General features: G+C 56.2%; 24 protein-coding genes. 10 read left to right on the forward strand and 14 right to left on the reverse strand.

Annotation, left to right across the window (positions count from 1 at the left end):
• Positions 1-140: 140 nt before the first annotated feature.
• Positions 141-311: a hypothetical protein gene (locus BGIM_RS65690; RefSeq protein WP_169331902.1), complete on the reverse strand. Its 171-nt coding sequence runs from the start codon at positions 309-311 to the stop codon at positions 141-143.
• A 116-nt stretch (positions 312-427) separates the two neighbouring features.
• Here BGIM_RS65690 and BGIM_RS59520 point away from each other — a divergent pair, with 116 nt between their 5' ends.
• The 3 genes from BGIM_RS59520 to BGIM_RS64345 all read left to right on the forward strand — a co-directional run bounded on the left by BGIM_RS59520 (position 428) and on the right by BGIM_RS64345 (position 2,921).
• Positions 428-898, forward strand: coding sequence for an HNH endonuclease (locus tag BGIM_RS59520; RefSeq protein ID WP_020476153.1), 471 nt, complete (start codon positions 428-430; stop codon positions 896-898).
• Positions 899-1,244: 346 nt separating this feature from the next.
• Positions 1,245-2,552 carry a tyrosine-type recombinase/integrase gene (locus BGIM_RS0145135; RefSeq protein WP_020476154.1) on the forward strand — a complete coding sequence of 436 codons (1,308 nt, stop codon included), beginning with the start codon at positions 1,245-1,247 and terminating at the stop codon, positions 2,550-2,552.
• A gap of 216 nt (positions 2,553-2,768) precedes the next feature.
• Positions 2,769-2,921, forward strand: a complete 153-nt coding sequence (locus tag BGIM_RS64345; protein WP_020476155.1) for a hypothetical protein — start codon at positions 2,769-2,771, stop codon at positions 2,919-2,921.
• A 370-nt stretch (positions 2,922-3,291) separates the two neighbouring features.
• On the opposite strand, the gene BGIM_RS0145150 is transcribed toward BGIM_RS64345, so the two are convergent.
• From BGIM_RS0145150 to BGIM_RS0145205, 11 genes are all read right to left on the reverse strand, one after another.
• The gene (locus BGIM_RS0145150) at positions 3,292-3,909 is read right to left on the reverse strand and encodes a hypothetical protein (RefSeq protein ID WP_157369944.1); all 618 of its coding nucleotides are present in this window, start codon (positions 3,907-3,909) and stop codon (positions 3,292-3,294) included.
• Between the two features lie 198 nt (positions 3,910-4,107).
• Entirely contained in the window at positions 4,108-4,383 is a 276-nt protein-coding gene (locus BGIM_RS0145155) for a MerR family transcriptional regulator (RefSeq protein ID WP_020476158.1), read from the reverse strand.
• Between the two features lie 41 nt (positions 4,384-4,424).
• Positions 4,425-4,559: a hypothetical protein gene (locus BGIM_RS67995; protein WP_020476159.1), complete on the reverse strand. Its 135-nt coding sequence runs from the start codon at positions 4,557-4,559 to the stop codon at positions 4,425-4,427.
• 94 nt (positions 4,560-4,653) lie between these two features.
• Positions 4,654-4,803 (reverse strand): YkvA family protein, encoded by a 150-nt coding sequence (locus BGIM_RS60895; RefSeq protein ID WP_020476161.1) that lies wholly within the window; start codon positions 4,801-4,803, stop codon positions 4,654-4,656.
• A 49-nt stretch (positions 4,804-4,852) separates the two neighbouring features.
• Positions 4,853-5,065: a hypothetical protein gene (locus tag BGIM_RS0145175; protein ID WP_020476162.1), complete on the reverse strand. Its 213-nt coding sequence runs from the start codon at positions 5,063-5,065 to the stop codon at positions 4,853-4,855.
• Positions 5,062-5,490, reverse strand: coding sequence for a hypothetical protein (locus BGIM_RS0145180; RefSeq protein ID WP_020476163.1), 429 nt, complete (start codon positions 5,488-5,490; stop codon positions 5,062-5,064). Before BGIM_RS0145180 ends, BGIM_RS0145175 begins: the two co-directional genes overlap by 4 nt.
• A 33-nt stretch (positions 5,491-5,523) precedes the next feature.
• Complete coding sequence (locus tag BGIM_RS68000; protein ID WP_020476164.1) at positions 5,524-5,649, reverse strand: hypothetical protein; 126 nt, start codon at positions 5,647-5,649, stop codon at positions 5,524-5,526.
• Between the two features lie 3 nt (positions 5,650-5,652).
• A complete protein-coding gene (locus tag BGIM_RS0145190; protein ID WP_020476165.1) occupies positions 5,653-5,880 on the reverse strand; it encodes a hypothetical protein in 228 nt (75 codons plus the stop codon).
• The gene (locus BGIM_RS0145195) at positions 5,880-6,473 is read right to left on the reverse strand and encodes a hypothetical protein (protein ID WP_020476166.1); all 594 of its coding nucleotides are present in this window, start codon (positions 6,471-6,473) and stop codon (positions 5,880-5,882) included. The genes BGIM_RS0145190 and BGIM_RS0145195 overlap by 1 nt, the downstream gene beginning before the upstream one ends.
• Positions 6,470-7,930, reverse strand: a complete 1,461-nt coding sequence (locus BGIM_RS0145200; RefSeq protein ID WP_020476167.1) for a type IV secretory system conjugative DNA transfer family protein — start codon at positions 7,928-7,930, stop codon at positions 6,470-6,472. Before BGIM_RS0145200 ends, BGIM_RS0145195 begins: the two co-directional genes overlap by 4 nt.
• 67 nt (positions 7,931-7,997) lie before the next feature.
• Positions 7,998-8,843: a ParB/RepB/Spo0J family partition protein gene (locus tag BGIM_RS0145205; RefSeq protein ID WP_020476168.1), complete on the reverse strand. Its 846-nt coding sequence runs from the start codon at positions 8,841-8,843 to the stop codon at positions 7,998-8,000.
• A gap of 1,180 nt (positions 8,844-10,023) precedes the next feature.
• Between BGIM_RS0145205 and BGIM_RS0145215 the strand changes: the two genes are divergently transcribed.
• The 3 genes from BGIM_RS0145215 to BGIM_RS0145225 all read left to right on the forward strand — a co-directional run bounded on the left by BGIM_RS0145215 (position 10,024) and on the right by BGIM_RS0145225 (position 11,840).
• Positions 10,024-10,632: a hypothetical protein gene (locus tag BGIM_RS0145215; RefSeq protein ID WP_020476170.1), complete on the forward strand. Its 609-nt coding sequence runs from the start codon at positions 10,024-10,026 to the stop codon at positions 10,630-10,632.
• Positions 10,633-11,174: 542 nt separating this feature from the next.
• A complete protein-coding gene (locus BGIM_RS0145220; protein WP_020476171.1) occupies positions 11,175-11,414 on the forward strand; it encodes a hypothetical protein in 240 nt (79 codons plus the stop codon).
• 90 nt (positions 11,415-11,504) lie between these two features.
• Complete coding sequence (locus tag BGIM_RS0145225; protein WP_020476172.1) at positions 11,505-11,840, forward strand: hypothetical protein; 336 nt, start codon at positions 11,505-11,507, stop codon at positions 11,838-11,840.
• Positions 11,841-12,088: 248 nt separating this feature from the next.
• On the opposite strand, the gene BGIM_RS0145230 is transcribed toward BGIM_RS0145225, so the two are convergent.
• On the reverse strand, positions 12,089-12,358 hold the full coding sequence (locus BGIM_RS0145230; RefSeq protein ID WP_157369945.1) for a hypothetical protein: 270 nt from the start codon (positions 12,356-12,358) through the stop codon (positions 12,089-12,091).
• Positions 12,359-12,506: 148 nt separating this feature from the next.
• On the opposite strand from BGIM_RS0145230, the gene BGIM_RS0145235 reads away from it, so the two are divergent.
• The gene (locus BGIM_RS0145235; protein WP_029632066.1) at positions 12,507-13,247 is read left to right on the forward strand and encodes a hypothetical protein; all 741 of its coding nucleotides are present in this window, start codon (positions 12,507-12,509) and stop codon (positions 13,245-13,247) included.
• Complete coding sequence (locus BGIM_RS0145240; protein ID WP_020476175.1) at positions 13,244-13,432, forward strand: hypothetical protein; 189 nt, start codon at positions 13,244-13,246, stop codon at positions 13,430-13,432. Before BGIM_RS0145235 ends, BGIM_RS0145240 begins: the two co-directional genes overlap by 4 nt.
• Here the strand turns inward: BGIM_RS0145240 and BGIM_RS0145245 are convergent.
• Entirely contained in the window at positions 13,415-14,452 is a 1,038-nt protein-coding gene (locus tag BGIM_RS0145245; protein ID WP_020476176.1) for an AlbA family DNA-binding domain-containing protein, read from the reverse strand. The genes BGIM_RS0145240 and BGIM_RS0145245 overlap by 18 nt on opposite strands.
• A 672-nt stretch (positions 14,453-15,124) precedes the next feature.
• On the opposite strand from BGIM_RS0145245, the gene BGIM_RS0145250 reads away from it, so the two are divergent.
• Together BGIM_RS0145250 and BGIM_RS0145255 are read left to right on the forward strand one after the other, a co-directional pair.
• Positions 15,125-15,370 (forward strand): hypothetical protein, encoded by a 246-nt coding sequence (locus BGIM_RS0145250; protein ID WP_020476177.1) that lies wholly within the window; start codon positions 15,125-15,127, stop codon positions 15,368-15,370.
• Positions 15,367-15,552: a hypothetical protein gene (locus BGIM_RS0145255; RefSeq protein ID WP_020476178.1), complete on the forward strand. Its 186-nt coding sequence runs from the start codon at positions 15,367-15,369 to the stop codon at positions 15,550-15,552. Before BGIM_RS0145250 ends, BGIM_RS0145255 begins: the two co-directional genes overlap by 4 nt.
• Positions 15,553-16,678: the final 1,126 nt, after the last annotated feature.

Consider the following 16,678-nt stretch of genomic DNA (forward strand, 5'->3'; position numbering starts at 1 on the left):
GGTTACACCGACGATGCCGTGGTCCGCCATGGCATCCTTCATGCCGATGTTGCCTTCCTGCGCAAACCGTACACGCCGCTGTCGCTGGCCAGAAAAGTTCGTGAGGTGCTGGACAAATGAGCCAGTGGTTGCCTGCCCGGTCACGCCGCCACACGCACCTTCCATTGATGGCCGCAGGCCGCGCATTGGTATTTGGTTTCCGTTCCGGCGGGCAACGCTTTCTTCTCGTTCGCATCGACCGGCTTGCGACCCCGGAATCGGTAGTCCGTGCTGGCGCATTTCGGGCAGGTCTTGTCCGGCTTAACGTCCATGTCCGCGTCGGTCTCCTGCATTGGGTGAGGGATTGATTTTAGGGATGGAGGGGATGGTAACAAACCTCTTGCCATAAGGTTCAGATCCGCGCTAGGCTCGCGCGGTGGAGATCGTTTTGACACAAGGCTACAAGGCGGTAGTTGATGACGAGGATGCGGATATGATCCTCGCCCACAAGTGGCATGCCAGCAGAGGAAGTTGCGGTAAGGTTCATGCCGTGACGACCGTATGGGACCGGGACAAGCAAAAGCATCACACGATTCGCATGCACCGCCTGATCCTCGGGGCGAATCCGGGGGAAATGGTCGATCACATATCGGGCGACACCCTTGACAATAGGCGTCAGAACCTGCGCATCTGCACCAATGCGGAGAACCAGCAGAACAGCGGACCAAGGCGGGGAAGTTCAAAGTACAAGGGAGTTGCATGGTATTCCAGGCATGGCAAATGGCGTGTCATGTTCAACTGGCAGGGCAAGACCCACTTCGTCGGTTACTTTCAAAGTGAGGTTGAGGCGGCACAAGCCTACAACGAAGCCGTGCTTCCACTGGCGGGAGAGTTTGCCCGTCTGAACGTGCTTCCCTGATCGTGGTCATTTGGCAAAGTTTTGGCAAAGTCATTGCCAATATCACTGACATGCGAGTACAATCTCAAAAGGCCATCGAATGTCGATTAAGCCTATTTTTTACGGATAAATCAACGTCACTGACCTATCAGCGAAATATCACCGTCTGGCAGACACACTAGCCTCAGGAGCTAGTACTCGCAAGGGTGTGCAGGTTCAACTCCTGTCCTCGGCATGTCCTTAAAAGACAGGGGTTTGCGGCAAACCGCGACCCCTGTCTTTTTTTGTCTTCCAAAAACATTTCTGCAATTCTTCTGCATATGATGGATTGACGATGCGTTCGCGTTGCTCTTTTCAGGAGCCAACCGTGGCCTCATTACAGAAAAAAGGCGATTCCTTCTACTGCCAGTTTCTTCATCTTGGGAAGCGGCATACCTTCACCGTTGGCGTCGTTTCCCCCGAGGAAGCCGAAGCCAAGGCCCGCCAGGTCGAATACTTGCTCATGCGATTGAAGCAACGACTGACCACCCTGCCCCACGGGTGCGACATCGTCACTTACGTCCAGCAAGACGGAAAACCCTCCGAAGCCATCCCCACCCTTCCCGAGGCGAGACGACAGGTCGTCACCCTTGGCCATTTGCGGGACCGCTACCTCGCCGCCATCGGCAACGGGGCAGTCGAGGCCAACACGCTCTACACTATCAACATCCACTTCGCCCACCTGACCACGGCCCTTGCCGATGGCTTGCCGGTCGGGGAGATCGACCGCGACAAACTCCAAGGCTATGTCAACGGCCGGGCGAAGAAAGTCGGCACGGCGACGATCCGCAAGGAACTGGCCACGCTCCGGGCGGCGTGGAACTGGGGGGAGGGATCGAAACTGACCCAAGGCCGGTTCCCGAACGCGGATATCCGCTTCCCGAAGACGAACGAGAAGCCGCCGTTCATGACTCTGGAGGAGATCGGCCGGCGGATCAAAGCTGGCGAAAAAGCCGCCGAGATGTACGAATGCCTGTATCTGCTCCTGCCCGAAACCGAGGACGTGCTTGCAACGATCAAGGCCAATGCGACTCATGCGTTTGTCCATCCGTTGGCCGTCTTCGCCGCCCACACCGGAGCGCGTCGCAGCGAGATCATCCGCGTGAAGGTCGAGGACGTGGACTTTGCCGGGAAGTCGGTGGTGATCCACGAGAAGAAACGCTCGAAGGCCAAGAGGACACATCGCCGCGTCCCCCTGACTCCGACACTGGAGGCCGTGCTTCGGGAATGGCTGGCGATCCACCCCGGCGGGCCTTGGCTGTTCTGCCATGCGGGAGAGGTGGCCAGAAGCAAGAAACGGAGCAAGACGACCGGCCATCAGAGCGAGGGAAAACGAAAATCGAGTTTGAAGGGAAGAATGTCGACGGTCTGCAAGAGAGGGGCAGTCGCCGCCGCCCCGTTGTCGCCGAAGGAAAGCTACGACCACATGAAGCGGGCACTGCGGGGGACGAAGTGGGAAGTGTTGCGGGGGCTGCACATATTTCGTCACAGCTTTTGCTCGAACCTCGCCATGAAGGGCGTCGACCAGCGGATGATCGACGAGTTCGTCGGCCACCAGTCGCCGGAGCAGGTGAAGCGTTACCGCCACCTGGCCCCGAGCAGCAAGGCCGAGGCGCTCAAGACGGTTTTCGGGTAATGCGGTCCTTTGCCGATGGCAGGAAGCTGATGAATAATTGTCGAATGGGTGGAAGATTTTCGTCCGTCGGCACACCGAAAAAATTTGAAATCTGTTCACTTGCACATGGGTTGATCGTCAATATGTGGTAGAATTCTTTCAAGGAAGAAGTTACGGCAAACGGCAATCTTTGCGAGAATCGATTGTCGATCACCCATCCAAAAGAAGAGAATCTTAATGAGCGAACACGCCAAACCCGCTCCAAAACCCGCCCAAGCCCCTTCACCCCCGCCGCCTCCCAAAGACACGCCAAAGTTGTTCGATCCCAAGAAGATCGCGGCGCTACGGAAGATCAATTCGACGGGCAAACTCCCCGACATCCTGACCTGATGAGGCGACATGGCAGACGAGAATCGGCCAGCACAGGAAGCCCCCAAATCGGCGACTCCTCCAGCGGCCAATCAGACAGCCCCGATTCCCGCCCAGAAACCAGCACCTGCTCCCAAAGTGAGCCCGAAAGTCAGCGTTCAGTTGCGTGTTCAATACTTCTCCGAAAGCGGAAAGCCCAAATGAAGGCGAGAGAAATGAGCGAACCCATCAAGCCAGTCAGTCGGCCGCAAGGGCTGCCTCCGGCGCCGAAGCCCAACGGCCCGCCGTCGCCTCAAAAGCTTGAGACGGCGGCAAAGCCGGTAAACCCCAAGTTAACAGCGCAACTTCGGCCCATTAAAGAAAGCCAGGAGCTGCCTCGCGGCATCCGGGATTAACGCCCGGTTCCAAGAGGCACTGTGGTTGCCCACAAGACGAGTAGGCAGATTGCCATTGCTAGGACAGGCAGAATTAGCAACCCCATTGCCCAGGCGTAAGCGCGGTGGGCAGCCGACACGCCTTTTGATTTTTGAATGTTGCGATGAACTGCCGCCTCACAAATCGGCGAAAGGATCAGGAACAGATTGAGTTGGATGGCGTCCTTGTCTTTGTAAAACTCGGCCATCTTCACGGCGAAGTCCACGTTCGGAGGCATGGCAGAGGCCCGCGGCATCCTGACCATGATCGCATACCTCACGGCAGCAACGGCGCATACCAGCGACGGTATCAGGAAGACGAGCGCGACGACGCCCATCAGACATGCGTTGGGGCTGTCGGCTTTAATGGACATCAGCGCGCCGAATGTGACGAGCGCAGACCCGCCGCCAAGGTATTTGATGATAGAGTCGGCTTTTTCATCCAGAAGCCTGTCAGTTTTCTCTGAGCGGTCAAACAACTCGCGGGCATATTCAATGACCGGCTCGTAATTCACCCCCTCTTGAGACTCAAATTGTCGGTAGGCCTGCAAGGCCGCAATGTAATCTGGTGATTTTTCGTAATCGTCGTCGGCCATGGGTTGGAGGCGGGCTGCTATCCAACCCGCAATTCTGAGTTGATTTTGCCGGAGGAGTTTGACAAGGTCGTCTCGTGTCTGGGCTTTGCCGTTCACTTTGGCTCGCTTTAGTGATGCGGTTGGACAAAGAATTAGATTTGCCAACTGACACTTTTGCTCGCAAAGACAGAAAGTTCAATCTCAGTCACCAACAGTCGGTCAGGCTCTTTTCAATGGCAGCAAGCCTTCTCGTCGGAACCGTTCCAATTCAGCGTTGGACACCACCCACGATTGGTGTGCCCCCCGCCCTGATCCTTTTTTTTCGGCGTTGATGCGTCCGAGCCGACACCAGGACCGCACGGTAAACTCGGCCTTGCCCACCATCTCGGCAAATTCGTCCGTGCCGTAGAAATCTTTCACCGTCTGCCGCTGCACAAGAATGGCTAGCATCTGCTCCACGCGGTCCATCCATCCCTTCATCTCAATGTCAGTCATGGATGCTCCTCAAAAATCCGCATCCGTGCGGAATCCTCTCCTTATCGCTTCACTGGTTGCATGGGCGGGTCACTCGGCGAGGCGACGTTCTTCTCCGGTTTTTCTCTGCCGGAGAAGAACGCCTTGAACACCTCGGCCAGCACTTTTCTCTTCTCGCAAGGCAAGTAGCTCATCATTTATCCTTTCGGCCCCTCTTGTTCGCCAATGCCAGCAGGGCGGCGAACGCGGCCATTCCAATCAGAATGGCACGGCAGACGGATTCGCCGTTCATTACTTCTCCGTCTTCTTGAGCATGGCCGAGACGCCAATGACCAAGGCGACCACATCGTCGATCCAACCCAAAACGGGGATCACGTCGGGGATAAGGTCAATGGGGGAGATGATGTAAATCGCACTCAGAATGGGGATCAGTTTCTTCATGTCAGGTTCTCCAAGGTGTCGGGAAAAGGCCCGAAGCCGGGCCAGCAAATCAGTTCCGTTCGGGGGCGCCCACCGTTTGGTAGGTCCGCAACTTTTCGTGCGCCAAATAGTGCTGATAGATTTCGAGCGTTGCCATAAATACTTCGTAAAGACGTCTGGCGAAGACTTCGGGGTCGTCAACGCCTCGAAGCACCTCGCACGCGGCCACCATGCCGCTGTAAGCCGAGTCGTGCATCAGTCGGTTTTGCGGAAGAGTGGTCATCGGACAAACCCCTCTTCCTCGGCGAACTGCTCCATGCGGGCGGTTTCGACGGAGAGTTCTTCACAGATCATCCGAAACAAAGGAGGGGTGAGACCGGCAGCGAGGGCGGCATACCCGATTTGCAGCCAGTACCCGCCCTCGCGGCGCTCCATGAGCACCCACTTACCGAACTTGGTTTGCGCGCTTCGTCGCAGGGTGGCGAAGAGCAGTTCTCCCGCCAGAGATCGTGAACTGAAGACTGTGTTGATTTTGCAAAAGAACGTCACCAAAACGTCGTTGCTATCCAGAACGATCACTTGCCTCATGTTCTGCGGCGTTCCGAAATTAAGGGCGGACACAATCCCCTCCTGTTCGTCGATGGTCCAGCCCAATTGGCGGCACATGTTGCCCGTGATCCGTCCGGGCTTTGGGGAAAACAATCCCATGGTTGACTCCAATGAAAAAGCTGTTGTGTAAGATCAGGGGCGATACCGAAGCAACGCTCGGCGGACGACACCGGCGATCCAACATCTCACCGTCTGAATCGCCGCGTCCCCCGCCAGCGTGACGATTGCGAACACAGCGGCGGTCAGGAATGCGGCCATCACTTACTCCATGTCCATTTCCGGCTGTTGCGATTCCTTCAGCCGCTCGGTGGTCACCTCTCCCGGCGTCACTGTTCCGAGGGTGGCGTTTGTGCCCGGTTGTACCCCTTGGGTTCCGGGGTAAAACACGGATTGCAGTTCTTGAAGTCCGTTATTCACCCACCCTCGAACATCCGTCGCGGTAAGTTCGGCGCCAATCCATTTGAGTGTCCTCATCAACTTTCCCGCCATCACCGATCCTCCATATAAGGCTTGTACATTTCGTGCAAATAACGCTGTTCGATCACCGCATCGTTCATCGCCTCGGTTCGCAGTCGGTCCCGCCGCTCGATCAGAAGAATGGCTCCCCGGAGGGTGAACACTCCGAAGAGCAAATAGCTTCCGATTGGGGTCGAGATGTGGACCATGACGAGGCCGAGAATTAACAACATCGCGGGTTCTGCGTATTTCTTGATCCACAGCTCACCTCGTTTTTGGAGCAGCCACGGCCAGACAACGCCGATCACGCTGTTTCCCATGTAACTGGAGTGAAGATGTCGCGGTCTTGTCAGAGCCCCCGTCACTGCGTGGTAGAAGGCGCTTGCCAGGAAGGCGAAGAAGAAAATCTCCATTGCCCTCGCCTCACTGTTTGTGTGCGAGGTGTATATGGTGAACACCGCCATCCAGAAGATGCTCATCAGGCCCGCATAGCCGAAATAAGCCCGCCCGACGCTCCCCGGCTTGCGGAGGAACACCTCCAGCGGCACGTTGTGGGCTCGGAAAAACACGTACAACCACAAGATCGGGGAGGGTGATTTGTTGGTTCCGTCCGATGCTGCGTTCAAAATTCTCCTTGGGTTAAGGTGCAAAACTTGTAAGGAAGCTTTCCGAACTTCCTCGCATTCTGCATGCAGATGAAATCCACCAGCTTCCCGTTCCAATTCCCACCAGTCCGCAACTGCGTCGCAAAAAAGCTTGGTGGAATTCTTGGCGACCACTGCTCGGAAAAACTCCCCGTAACCGTTGAGTCCAGCCCGCCAAAGAACGACAATGGTAGATGATCGGATCGTTGCGTGCTTCCCCCGAGAAACAGCTCCCGATGCTGGCCGATGCGGTCGCTGAAAAACTGGTTGGTTTGATGGCAGTTGTTCGAGCAAATAGCCACTGTCCCGAAGTTCCCGATCCAGGCGGCGGCATCCCGCTCCCCGTCCGGGCCGAACGACTGTTGCAGCAACGGAAGGTTCTGGCCCATTGCAACCGTGATGGAGCGAGCCGAGCGCCCCACGCTTTGGAAAATCGCGTCCTGCTTCGGGTCGAGGAAGAAGTTCACCTCGTCCATCCACAGCACGAAAGGCCTGGGGCTTTTCCTCACGTCCCTGCGTAGCACGGCCCGCTGATAGACCGTTTTCAGCGCCACCTGCAAGAACTGGCCGGCCTGATGATGCGTCAACACGGAAATGTCCGGCGCCACCACCAATCCTTCGTCGAACACCATCTCCGGTGTGAGGTTGGTCTCGCCCGACGAGCACACGTCCGCGATGGCCCCCGACATGAACTGCGACAGGACGTTCACGGCCATCGTGATGCCGATGCTGCGCGTTTTGGAGTTCAACTCCGACCATTCCTCCGTGAATGTGACTGCCTGCTCGAAGTCCCGACGCTTTCCCGGAGGCATTTCCCGCATCGCGCCCGTGAGAAGGCACTGGCCGGCAAACGAACCCTTGACCCATTCCCGCGAGTGAAGCTGTTCCGGGGTTTGCGCCAGCGTCGTGATGAACGAAAAGACATCCGTGACGGAACACTTCCCCGTGCCGAGCCACACGGCGGAAATTGACATTTTCAGCAGGCGTTTCGACAGTAGCGCCCAGAACGGCTCGTCGCCCTTTCCCTGGCTTCGGCTTGCCAGTTCCACCAGAACATCCAGAAGCGCCGCCACGGATTCCACCGAGGCGTTCGGCTGGGAAAGCTCGTAATTCAGCAGGTCGATCTTCCATGGCTCCCCCGGCCCGATTCTTCGGAAGTCCTTCCCGCGTCCGGCAAGTTCGCAAATCTTCCGTATCCGTTCGGCCTCGTCCGGTTTGGCCACCATGGTTAGCACGCATGCCCCGGCCCTCAGCAAGTTCAAAAGGATGTGGAACCCGAGCGAGCTGGTCTTCCCGCTCCCGGTCCCGCCGCAGACAAAGAACGACTGGTACATCTGACCCAGCGTAATGTGCTCGCGGTCGCCCAAGTCAAGGATGGGCGTGTCCGGGTCGTATAACGGCGGCGGCGGCCTTGGCCGGCCGCGAAACGGTTTCCACATGACACATATTTCCTCCCGGGCCGTCGTCTTGAACGGCCGTTTAAGGGGAGATGGATAAAAACGCGCGTTACTTCTTGGGGGCGGGTTCGCCTTCGATCTTCGTCAAAACCGCCTGGGTGACGGTCCACGGCAGCCCGTCAAGGGCGATCTTCTTGCACGCCCCAATGACGGAGTTGAGTTCCGCCACCATCACGTCAACGCTGGTCGTCGTGAAAGTGTAAAAGGAGCCGGCTTTCGTCTTCACCGTGATCGGCCTGGCCTTCTTCTCGCCACGTTTCTTTCTCTTGATGTCCTGAATCTCCGCCATCAGCGCTTCGCGGGACAGGCTTTGTTCCACGGCCAATTGAGCCAGTTTGATCTGGGTCGGCACATCCTTGATCTGCGCGATGAGCGACGCTTTGGAGGCGGCCAGCTTCGACGGAATCAAAGCCCGGACTTCAGCCGGGATGCGGTTATGGATGTCGAGGCTGCGTTGGACGGCGGCAACCGACATCCCCACCTGTTCGGCAATCTGCGCGACGGTGCAGCCGGTGGTTTCCCTGAGCTGGTTCAACATGATCGCCTGGTCGATTGGCGATGTCCCCTTCCGGTTGCGGTTGAGCGAAAGTGTGAGCGTCATCTCCTCAAAGGGAGACAAGTTCTCGCCGATCACCTTCACTTCGATCTTGTCCCATCCAAGCTGGATTGCGGCGGCGATGCGATGGGCGCCGTCCACGAGGCGGTACTGGGCGTCGCCGATTTTCACCACGACAACCGGCACCTGCTGTTTGTCACGTAACAGGCTTTTTGCAATGGAGGTGACGTTTGGGAGATCGAGCGCCCTCTCGATAAGGGACGGCTTCACCGAGGCGATGAGGACCATGAGAACGGCCACCTTGTAGTCCGGCGGTCTGCTGGCGGGCAGGTTGAGCATAAAGCGCCTTCTTTCGCATGGCAGTGCGTGTCGTCATCGCGGACGCTTACGCAGCGTGCCGGGTGAGGCCGGAAACATTCCGGCGAAGTAAATTAAATAGCAGGTGAAACTTGAACTGTCGGCAGGTTCATTGAGCAGGATTGACATTGTTCACTCTAACGTGAAACCAGAATAAGGGAATCCATTTCGCCGTATCCGCCTGTCAAACGTGTCCACATTACTGATGACCGCCATGGCCATCTGTCGCATCCTGAATTTCCTTCTCCAAGACGGGGATGAAGTTCCGCAGCCTGTCAATTGTCCCCTGGCAAAACCCTGATTCTTGCTGGCCGGGTCCACAAAAATAATGCTTGGAAAGCCGCAGCGACGTGCGAGCCGAACCAAATGATTATGCACTGTGGTGCGACTCACCATCGGCGGGAGTCTTAACTCGTTCCGCCGCTTCAAAAGTTCGGCGGACTCAGTGATATGCCGGACAGACGCCATTCTGCCTTTCCCAAGGCGATCCAAATCACAACAGGCGCGGGCCGTGGCCAGGAGAGATTTTTTAGGCGCCACGGGGACATTTTTCGAGCCGCCGGGCGCGGGATTATCCAGCGGACGGGAATCCGAGGTCATGTTGATACTCCTTGCATGTTGAAGCAATGAACCAGGATTTAATGGCCGGCCATGCCGCATGTCGGCGCGGCTGGTGACAAACATCCAATTAATCTTGAAGCATGCCCGGCCTCAAATTGTTAATGACCGGCGGCCGGACTTGGCATTTTGCCGCACGACAATCGCAATGCAGTCTTGGGATTATTTTTTTTCCGCAGCCCTATTGATTTCAGACGAAAAACAACAAAGGCAAATGCTTGAAAATCAAGGCTGACGCCGATATTTTGCCGAATTTTAACACTAACAATCATGACTGGAAACCAGTCAGCCGGGGTCGCGCAATCAAGAATCAAGAATGATGACAACCCCTTTGCAAAACCTATGTTTCCCGACATTCCGTGCCGAACTTGATGAGATTTTTCGTGTGAGCTTCTGTTTTGGATCGACGCGAGCCTTATCCTTGCGTGCCTTTATCTGATTCTTTGATTGACTTGCCTCCCCTTTGCGCTAAGCCTTGTCCGTCTGGTCATGTGTTTCACGGAGTTCAGCGGTCAGGCATAAAAACCCATAGCAAGGAGGCCGCATGGCAAAACGCAAAAAAGACCAACCCACCCAAGCCGAACCCCATCAAATCGTCGAGCAAGTCGCGGATTCTTTCACCCTTCCGTCCGATGTCCCCTTGGCCGAGCCGGTTGAACACCACGAACATGCTCACCACGAACCGCATCACGAATCCCATCAAGAAGCCCCGCACTCCGTTGTGAACGAACCTGCCGTGGCTGAGGAAAAGAAGGCATGGGTGGACCGTGCAAACCCTTGGGGCAGTCTTTCGCACCACTGGCCCGATGGTTACAAGGTGTCGCTCAGCGAGGGATCATGGACGAAGGAGAATCAGAAGCCATCAGCCATGTTGATTTCGTTCGGTTCCGGCAGCAAGGACGACCAGCCCAAAGCGTTCGATGCCATCAAGCATGTCCTGAAGGATGGTGGCTACCACTGGGACGCTGAGTCGAAGGCTTGGAGCCATTGGCTGAAGTCGAGCATGACCAACGAAGGCAAGGTCCACAACGCTCGATTGCGTGACGATGCGGTCAAACTGGTCGATCAGGTTGTGAAGATGGAAGAGACCGTCCGGGGCGAGATTCCGGGTCGAAGCCAGCAGCATGCCAAGGACGAGACAATCCCGTTCTAATCAGCAGGTCAGTTCAACCGGCTTGCAGCAGGGGCATTGATGAATAAATGGGGCATTGGAGCCCCCGCACTTGGGACAAAGCCATCCCATCGCAGCGGGAGATGTCATGGGCGGAAGTTTCGGCCAATGCTTCAGATCCCTTTGCCACTGGTCAAATCGCGTGGCCGGGCAGATGCCTCCGGGCTGTTTGCATTCACCAGTGCAGAAGCATGGGACAACCGGGGTAGGCTCTCCACCGGTAACCAGTCGCTCAAACGGGATTGGTTTCGGGCATTGGCATTGGCAGCTTGCGGTGCAGGAGCACATGGTCCCTCCTTGGTTACGACTGCGTCCGGCGATCAACCCGGACGGCCTCTTACGAGGTCTTCAAGCCCGATACCTTGCGGCAAAGCGGAGGTTGCGGGCCGGTTTTCATCCGCCTGATTCCGTTCCATTGTCACCGATCGAATGGCGGACATCCGTCTGTGCATGGGGAATGCCGAAGCATCACCGCAACCGGCTTCAAGAGATGGCATGGATCGGGGATTGACGCAAGGATTTTGATGGCGACGCCCGCAGGACTTTCACCCGCTGTTCTTTTGCTGCCTCCCGTCGTTTTGCCTCCGACGGGCCAGGACGCCATGATTGGTTGCGGGCTGGAGGATTTTCCAGCATCCTTCAGGCTGAGCGCGCACTCACCTGACACCTTTGAATCTGGCAAGATTCCGCAGACCGCTTTCGCGCTGTCGCTCCACTCCTACATCCAGAAGGGCGTTATTCACGCCACCGCAACCGGGGCATGATGGCTCATCGGTTCTGGAGAGGCAAGTGGAAATGGATCGCCTGTCGTCGGGAGGCTATACTCGATCAAACGAACTCTCTCCGGACCAGCCATGACGCCTGCCGAAGCAAAACATGAATTCAAGCAAACTGAACTCCGTATTCGGGCCGAGTCCGAGCGTGACTTGATTCTGGAGCAATTGAACGAGACGAGAAAACTGGCCGACGCGGGCCGGGATTCGCTCACATTGGCAATGGATGTCGTCCATATCCTTCAGTCAGTTCAAGGGTATGCCGAGATCATCGCACCGCTGGTCACTTCAGAGCCAAGGGCAACTCGATACGTTGACGACCTTCGGGGCGTTGCGGAGCGAGGAATGGCCAAGTTGCGGGAATTTGTGGCGAGGGTAAAACTGGAAGCGGACGTGCCAGTGATCCGTCAAAGTTGAACGAGGGACTGCCGTCATGGCATCGGCTCTCGCCGCCCCCGCCCTTGCCTTCGCGTCTTGCGTTGGCGTGAGGGGAAGATACCAAACGACATGTCTGATGCAACCTGAATTTGATCGGTTCAAACCATCTCGCTGCCTTGCGGATGATCGAAGGTTTGGGCGTGCCCCTTCGGGCCGGGCTCTCCAGCGCTTCGGTCGCTCCGCGACGGCTTCGCCCGCTTCCAGCACCTAACGCGGAAAGAGTCGGCTCATTTATCAGAAGTGAAATCGTCACCCTCGCTTTCTTTGCGCGGCTCATCAATCGAGCGCCCATATTTGCAGTCATCAAGCTTCTTCAGTTCGCCGCAGATCATTTTCAGTTCGGGCGAAGAGCCAAATCGCAGTTCGATCCTCGATGCCTCAAGCAAGTCGCTAACCTTCTTTGTCATTCGATCTCCAACAAGTAGCCACTCCCTGAATTCTCGCGGCAGTTGGGAAAATGTTACAGGAGCTTCTGCAAGCCGCTCTTGAATAGTCATGGAATAATCCCGGCAAATGGAATCAATGGCACTGGTTGCATTTTATCCGCAATGCGACGGAAGCAACAAATCGGTGGACATATGCCCTGATCCGTGCCATGGTCATTCCACGCATGGGCAATCAAGCCTGGCGAACGATGGAGTTTTTATGAGTCAGGAAGATTACACGAAGGAAGTAGAAGCGCTGAAAAAAGGGGTCGGGAGAAAGCTGAAAGGATGCTTTCTGGCTGGAGGAGCAATAACCAGCCTGTTCACGAACCGGAAAATCCGCGATTACGATTTGTACTTCAAAAACAAGGAAAGCTTCCTGGATGCCGTTGCTTGGATGTACGAGGACAACTGCTGGTGTGTTTCCGTCACGCCGCGCGCGATCACCTTCATCGAGGACAACGAGACCGTGTATCAGCTCATGAGCTTCGCGTGGTTCGAAACCTCCCAGCAAATCTTCGACAAGTTCGATTTCACCTGTTGCATGGCGGCGATTGACTTGGAGAGTGGCGAGTTCACGCGGCACGGAGATTTCATCCGTGATCTGGCGAAACGCGAACTCCGCTTCAACCACGGGACCGAGTTTCCCTTGGGTTCGGCCATGCGAATCAAAAAGTACCAGTCACGCGGCTACACCATCGAGGACAGCGAGTACCTCAAGGTGCTGTTGGCCTGTTCGTTCAAGAATGTTTCCAACTGGGAAGAACTGAAGCAGCAGGTCGGCGGGCAGTACGGGGAAGCATTGATGCTCGACACATCGAAAGAATTCACCCTGGATAATGCCGTCGCCTCACTGAACGACTCGCTGGTGTTAAAACCGACGAACTCACTTTTCGACGTTGCCGCGTCTTACGAAGAGGCGGTGAAGAAGGTGTTCGGTGAGCAGCCATTGGCCGCATGACCCCCGACGAACTCACCAACCTCTGCGAAACCATCTACGGGAAAACAGGCTGGCAGACAAAGCTGGCCCGTGACCTCGTGCGGGAGCCAAGGACGATCCGCAGGTGGAAGGCGGGGAAGGCCGAGGTGCCGGTGAGGGTTCGGGAGTGGTTGCGGGGGAAGGCAGATTTAACCGAATCGCTCTAGTTCCAACGGCGTTGGAAGTGCCATTGCTGTCTGTTGATTCTGAAGCTGATCGACTGTGAATGCCAACCGGCTCTTTTGAGGCATCTGGTCATTAGCATACAGCCGAAAATCGAACGCCACATCCGTGAGGGGGTGGATCATCAGCCCCTTATTTTCAACCAATGGGAACTTCACCACCGCGTACCCAAAGTGTTGCTGTACGCCCGGATGGATGGAGAACGGACAACTGATCTGCCAGCCAAAAGAAGTCTCGTTTGGGCGCCAATGCCCCGGCGCGCTCACAACCATGTCTTTGGGGCCGCGGATGTAAGCAACAAGCTCCACGGCAGTTGCCGGGCCGTCATTGGCAATTTGGAACTCGAATTGCATCCTAGAACCTTCATTGGCCGGATTGTAAGTGCTCGAAGCAGGAGGCGTGCAGATGACGCGAAGGTAAGAGCGCCGTTGGGGGAAGAACAGGCTGCGTAGAACCGGGGGCGAGATGTCTTTGAAGCTTTCCCCAACTCTCATGACCCATTTCTTTCCACCGATTTCAGTCCGATGCGGTTTGTAGTCGCTCTCCGGAATGTAACAAACGATGAAACCGGCCTCGGATTCTGCCGAGTCTCTGAATGATTCAATCAGCACCCCAGGTACAGGGGGATCGGTCGCCTCATGGATCAACTTCTGCAAAGTTGAATGGAGCTTGTGGACGTTCGGAACAAGGTTCAAGCCGACAACTTTGTCGATTTTCGTGATTTTGTCCGGGCGCGCATCCAAGCCCCAAACGAACACCCCGCCGCCGGTTGTGGCAAATCCTGCAAGTGCCTCGCTCCAGATCGACTTAATTTTTTCATCGGGCAGGGGGCCAGTAGCATTTGGATCAAGATGACAACCGCCTTTGAAATCAAGGTGTTCGGTTTCAAAGGTCGGAGGATCGGAATCGATCATCGCACGAAGCCGTTCTGGAACGCTTGCGAATCCTTCGTGCTTAAGGATTTCTTCAAACAATGACCCGGCGATGGACGGACGCGAAGCCATGCGGCCTCCTCGAAGAATCTCGTGAAAATGCGAATGGGAATATGATCGTTCGAGCGGGACGAAGGTTCAAGGCGAGGCATGAAATTCATCGTTGATCGAAGCCAAAAAACGTGGTCTAAAAAGAGTTGCCCCCGGCGACGCAAATCACCGAGGGCGGTATCCGCAGTGGCCGGTCAGCGTTCTGCGGAGTTGAGGCGGATCGTAGCGCATCCTGATTCCTCGCGCAAGCATTTTCCCCCAATCTGATGGCAGACCCACGGTTGCCCCTTCCCGAACCCAAAAGCGGCGATTCGCTGGCTCTGCCTGCCCGGCAACCAGCGGCCTTGTACGGCATGGAAACGGGGTAACGGGCGGCGCTGGCGAATATTCCTGAAGCCAGAATAACCAGCGTCGTGGTCACGCCCAAAAAGGTGGCCAAAGGCAGAACTCGCCGATCAGGGCGGCGGGGAGGCGATGAAAGACGCCGAAGCAGGACTGAGTATGCTGCGCTCACGCGCATGAGCTTTAAGGACTGGCAGTCCCCGGCTCACTTCCCCATTACCGGGAAGGCAGAAAAGGGCGAAGCCATGCCCGGAAATCACATCGAACAAACCTGTTGACGGGCATATGTCCCTGCGCTACGGTCATCTCACGCATGGGCAATTCCGTCCAGCGAGATCAAAGGATTGATTTATGAACGCACTTTACCACGCCGCAATTCTGGAAGGCTATCTCTCCCAGCACGGCGACCTGCCAAAGAAAGCCCAGGAAGCCATCGAGTTTTTCAAGAACAGCGTGATACCGGCCCCTCTGCCCGCCAAAACGAAGCGGAAACTCAGCCCGGAAACTCGCCTAAAGCTTTCGGAGCAATGCAAACGCATGCAGGAAATCCGGGCTCAGAAAAAGCGTGAACAAGCCGGATCGCCGCAAACAGCATGACGCCAGAAGAATTCGCCTCTCATTGCGAGACGATTTACGGGAAAGCGGGCTGGCTCTCGAAGCTGGCCCGCGATCTTGTGCGCGAACCTCGCACTGTCCGTCGATGGAAAACCGGGGAGAGCCCCGTCCCGGCGAAGGTGCAGTCGTGGCTGAGGGTGAAGGCCGGGCAAGAATTACCGTAAAAGCGAGTCGAACAGGTCGCCGATAATTGACCACAATCGGCAGGCAAGGCGTTGATGAAGCCGCTCGGCCGCAATGGCTTGAGCGCGGCATGGCTTCATACTGGCACGCTGCCGGAAGACACGGCTGTCATCCATGAACACAAGCATTGAAAACTTTTTGTTGGCGAGAGTGGGAAAATGAAAAAGCCATCCGGTTACCGGCCGTCTCTCCCTCGGCTGATCTCCGGATGGCTTAATTTCTGACCGAGTCGAACCACCAATCGCGAAACCTCTCCCTTTTCCCGTCTGGCGTATTCAACTCAGCAACATGGATAAAAGCATGTTCTGTGCCACTTCTTCCGCAACGTGGTTTGAATCGCAATAAATTCGCAAATCACCAGTAAAACCAGCCTTTTTCCAACCACGAACAATCACCATCTCTGATCAGGCAAACCGGTAGCACCCATTTTCTGCGTCGAACATCATCATTTCTTGCTCGTCATGCGTGCAAATGGTCAAAAAGCCTGTGACCTTCTGCTGAAAGCTGTAATGGTCGGGCGGCCAGAATGCCATGTGAAAAACTGCGGTGCCCTTTCCCGATGACCGAAGAAAGGGGGCGCCAAATCCGGTCGAGCCGATGACAGTGGTTGTCGAAAATTGAAAGCGGGGGCAGCCTCTCCCTGGCCAACGGCGAGCATTGCCGCGCCCCCTCGCCATTACGTCTTGCAACGACGAGTGGATCAATAGCTCGGCCGGTCGCCATCGGTCAAACTGGTTTTCCCGGTTCCAACCATCTCGCTATCCTGCGGCCAAACGAGCCTTTCAGGAACCTTCGCCTATCGTGCAGTTATCGCCATGCATGGCACGCAAATGCTCATGTTCAGCAGACCGAAGGGCGAAGAAGAAAGACTTTTGGGAGCAGAAATGAAAAAGCCGTCGAGGCATGCACTCCTCGACGGCCAAGGGAATCTCGACAGCGCTACTTCGAGCCGTGGTCTTCGGCATGCTGCGTGGCGGCGTCATTGCCATGCTTCTCCGCTTGGGTCTGATGGCCCTTGGCGGTGTGGGCATGGTGGGCGGCCTTTTCATGATGGCCCGCTTCATGATGCTTGGCGGCTTGCTCGTGATGCTCGCCCGCCTTCTTATG

Source organism: Zavarzinella formosa DSM 19928 (assembly GCF_000255705.1).
Lineage (GTDB): Bacteria > Planctomycetota > Planctomycetia > Gemmatales > Gemmataceae > Zavarzinella > Zavarzinella formosa.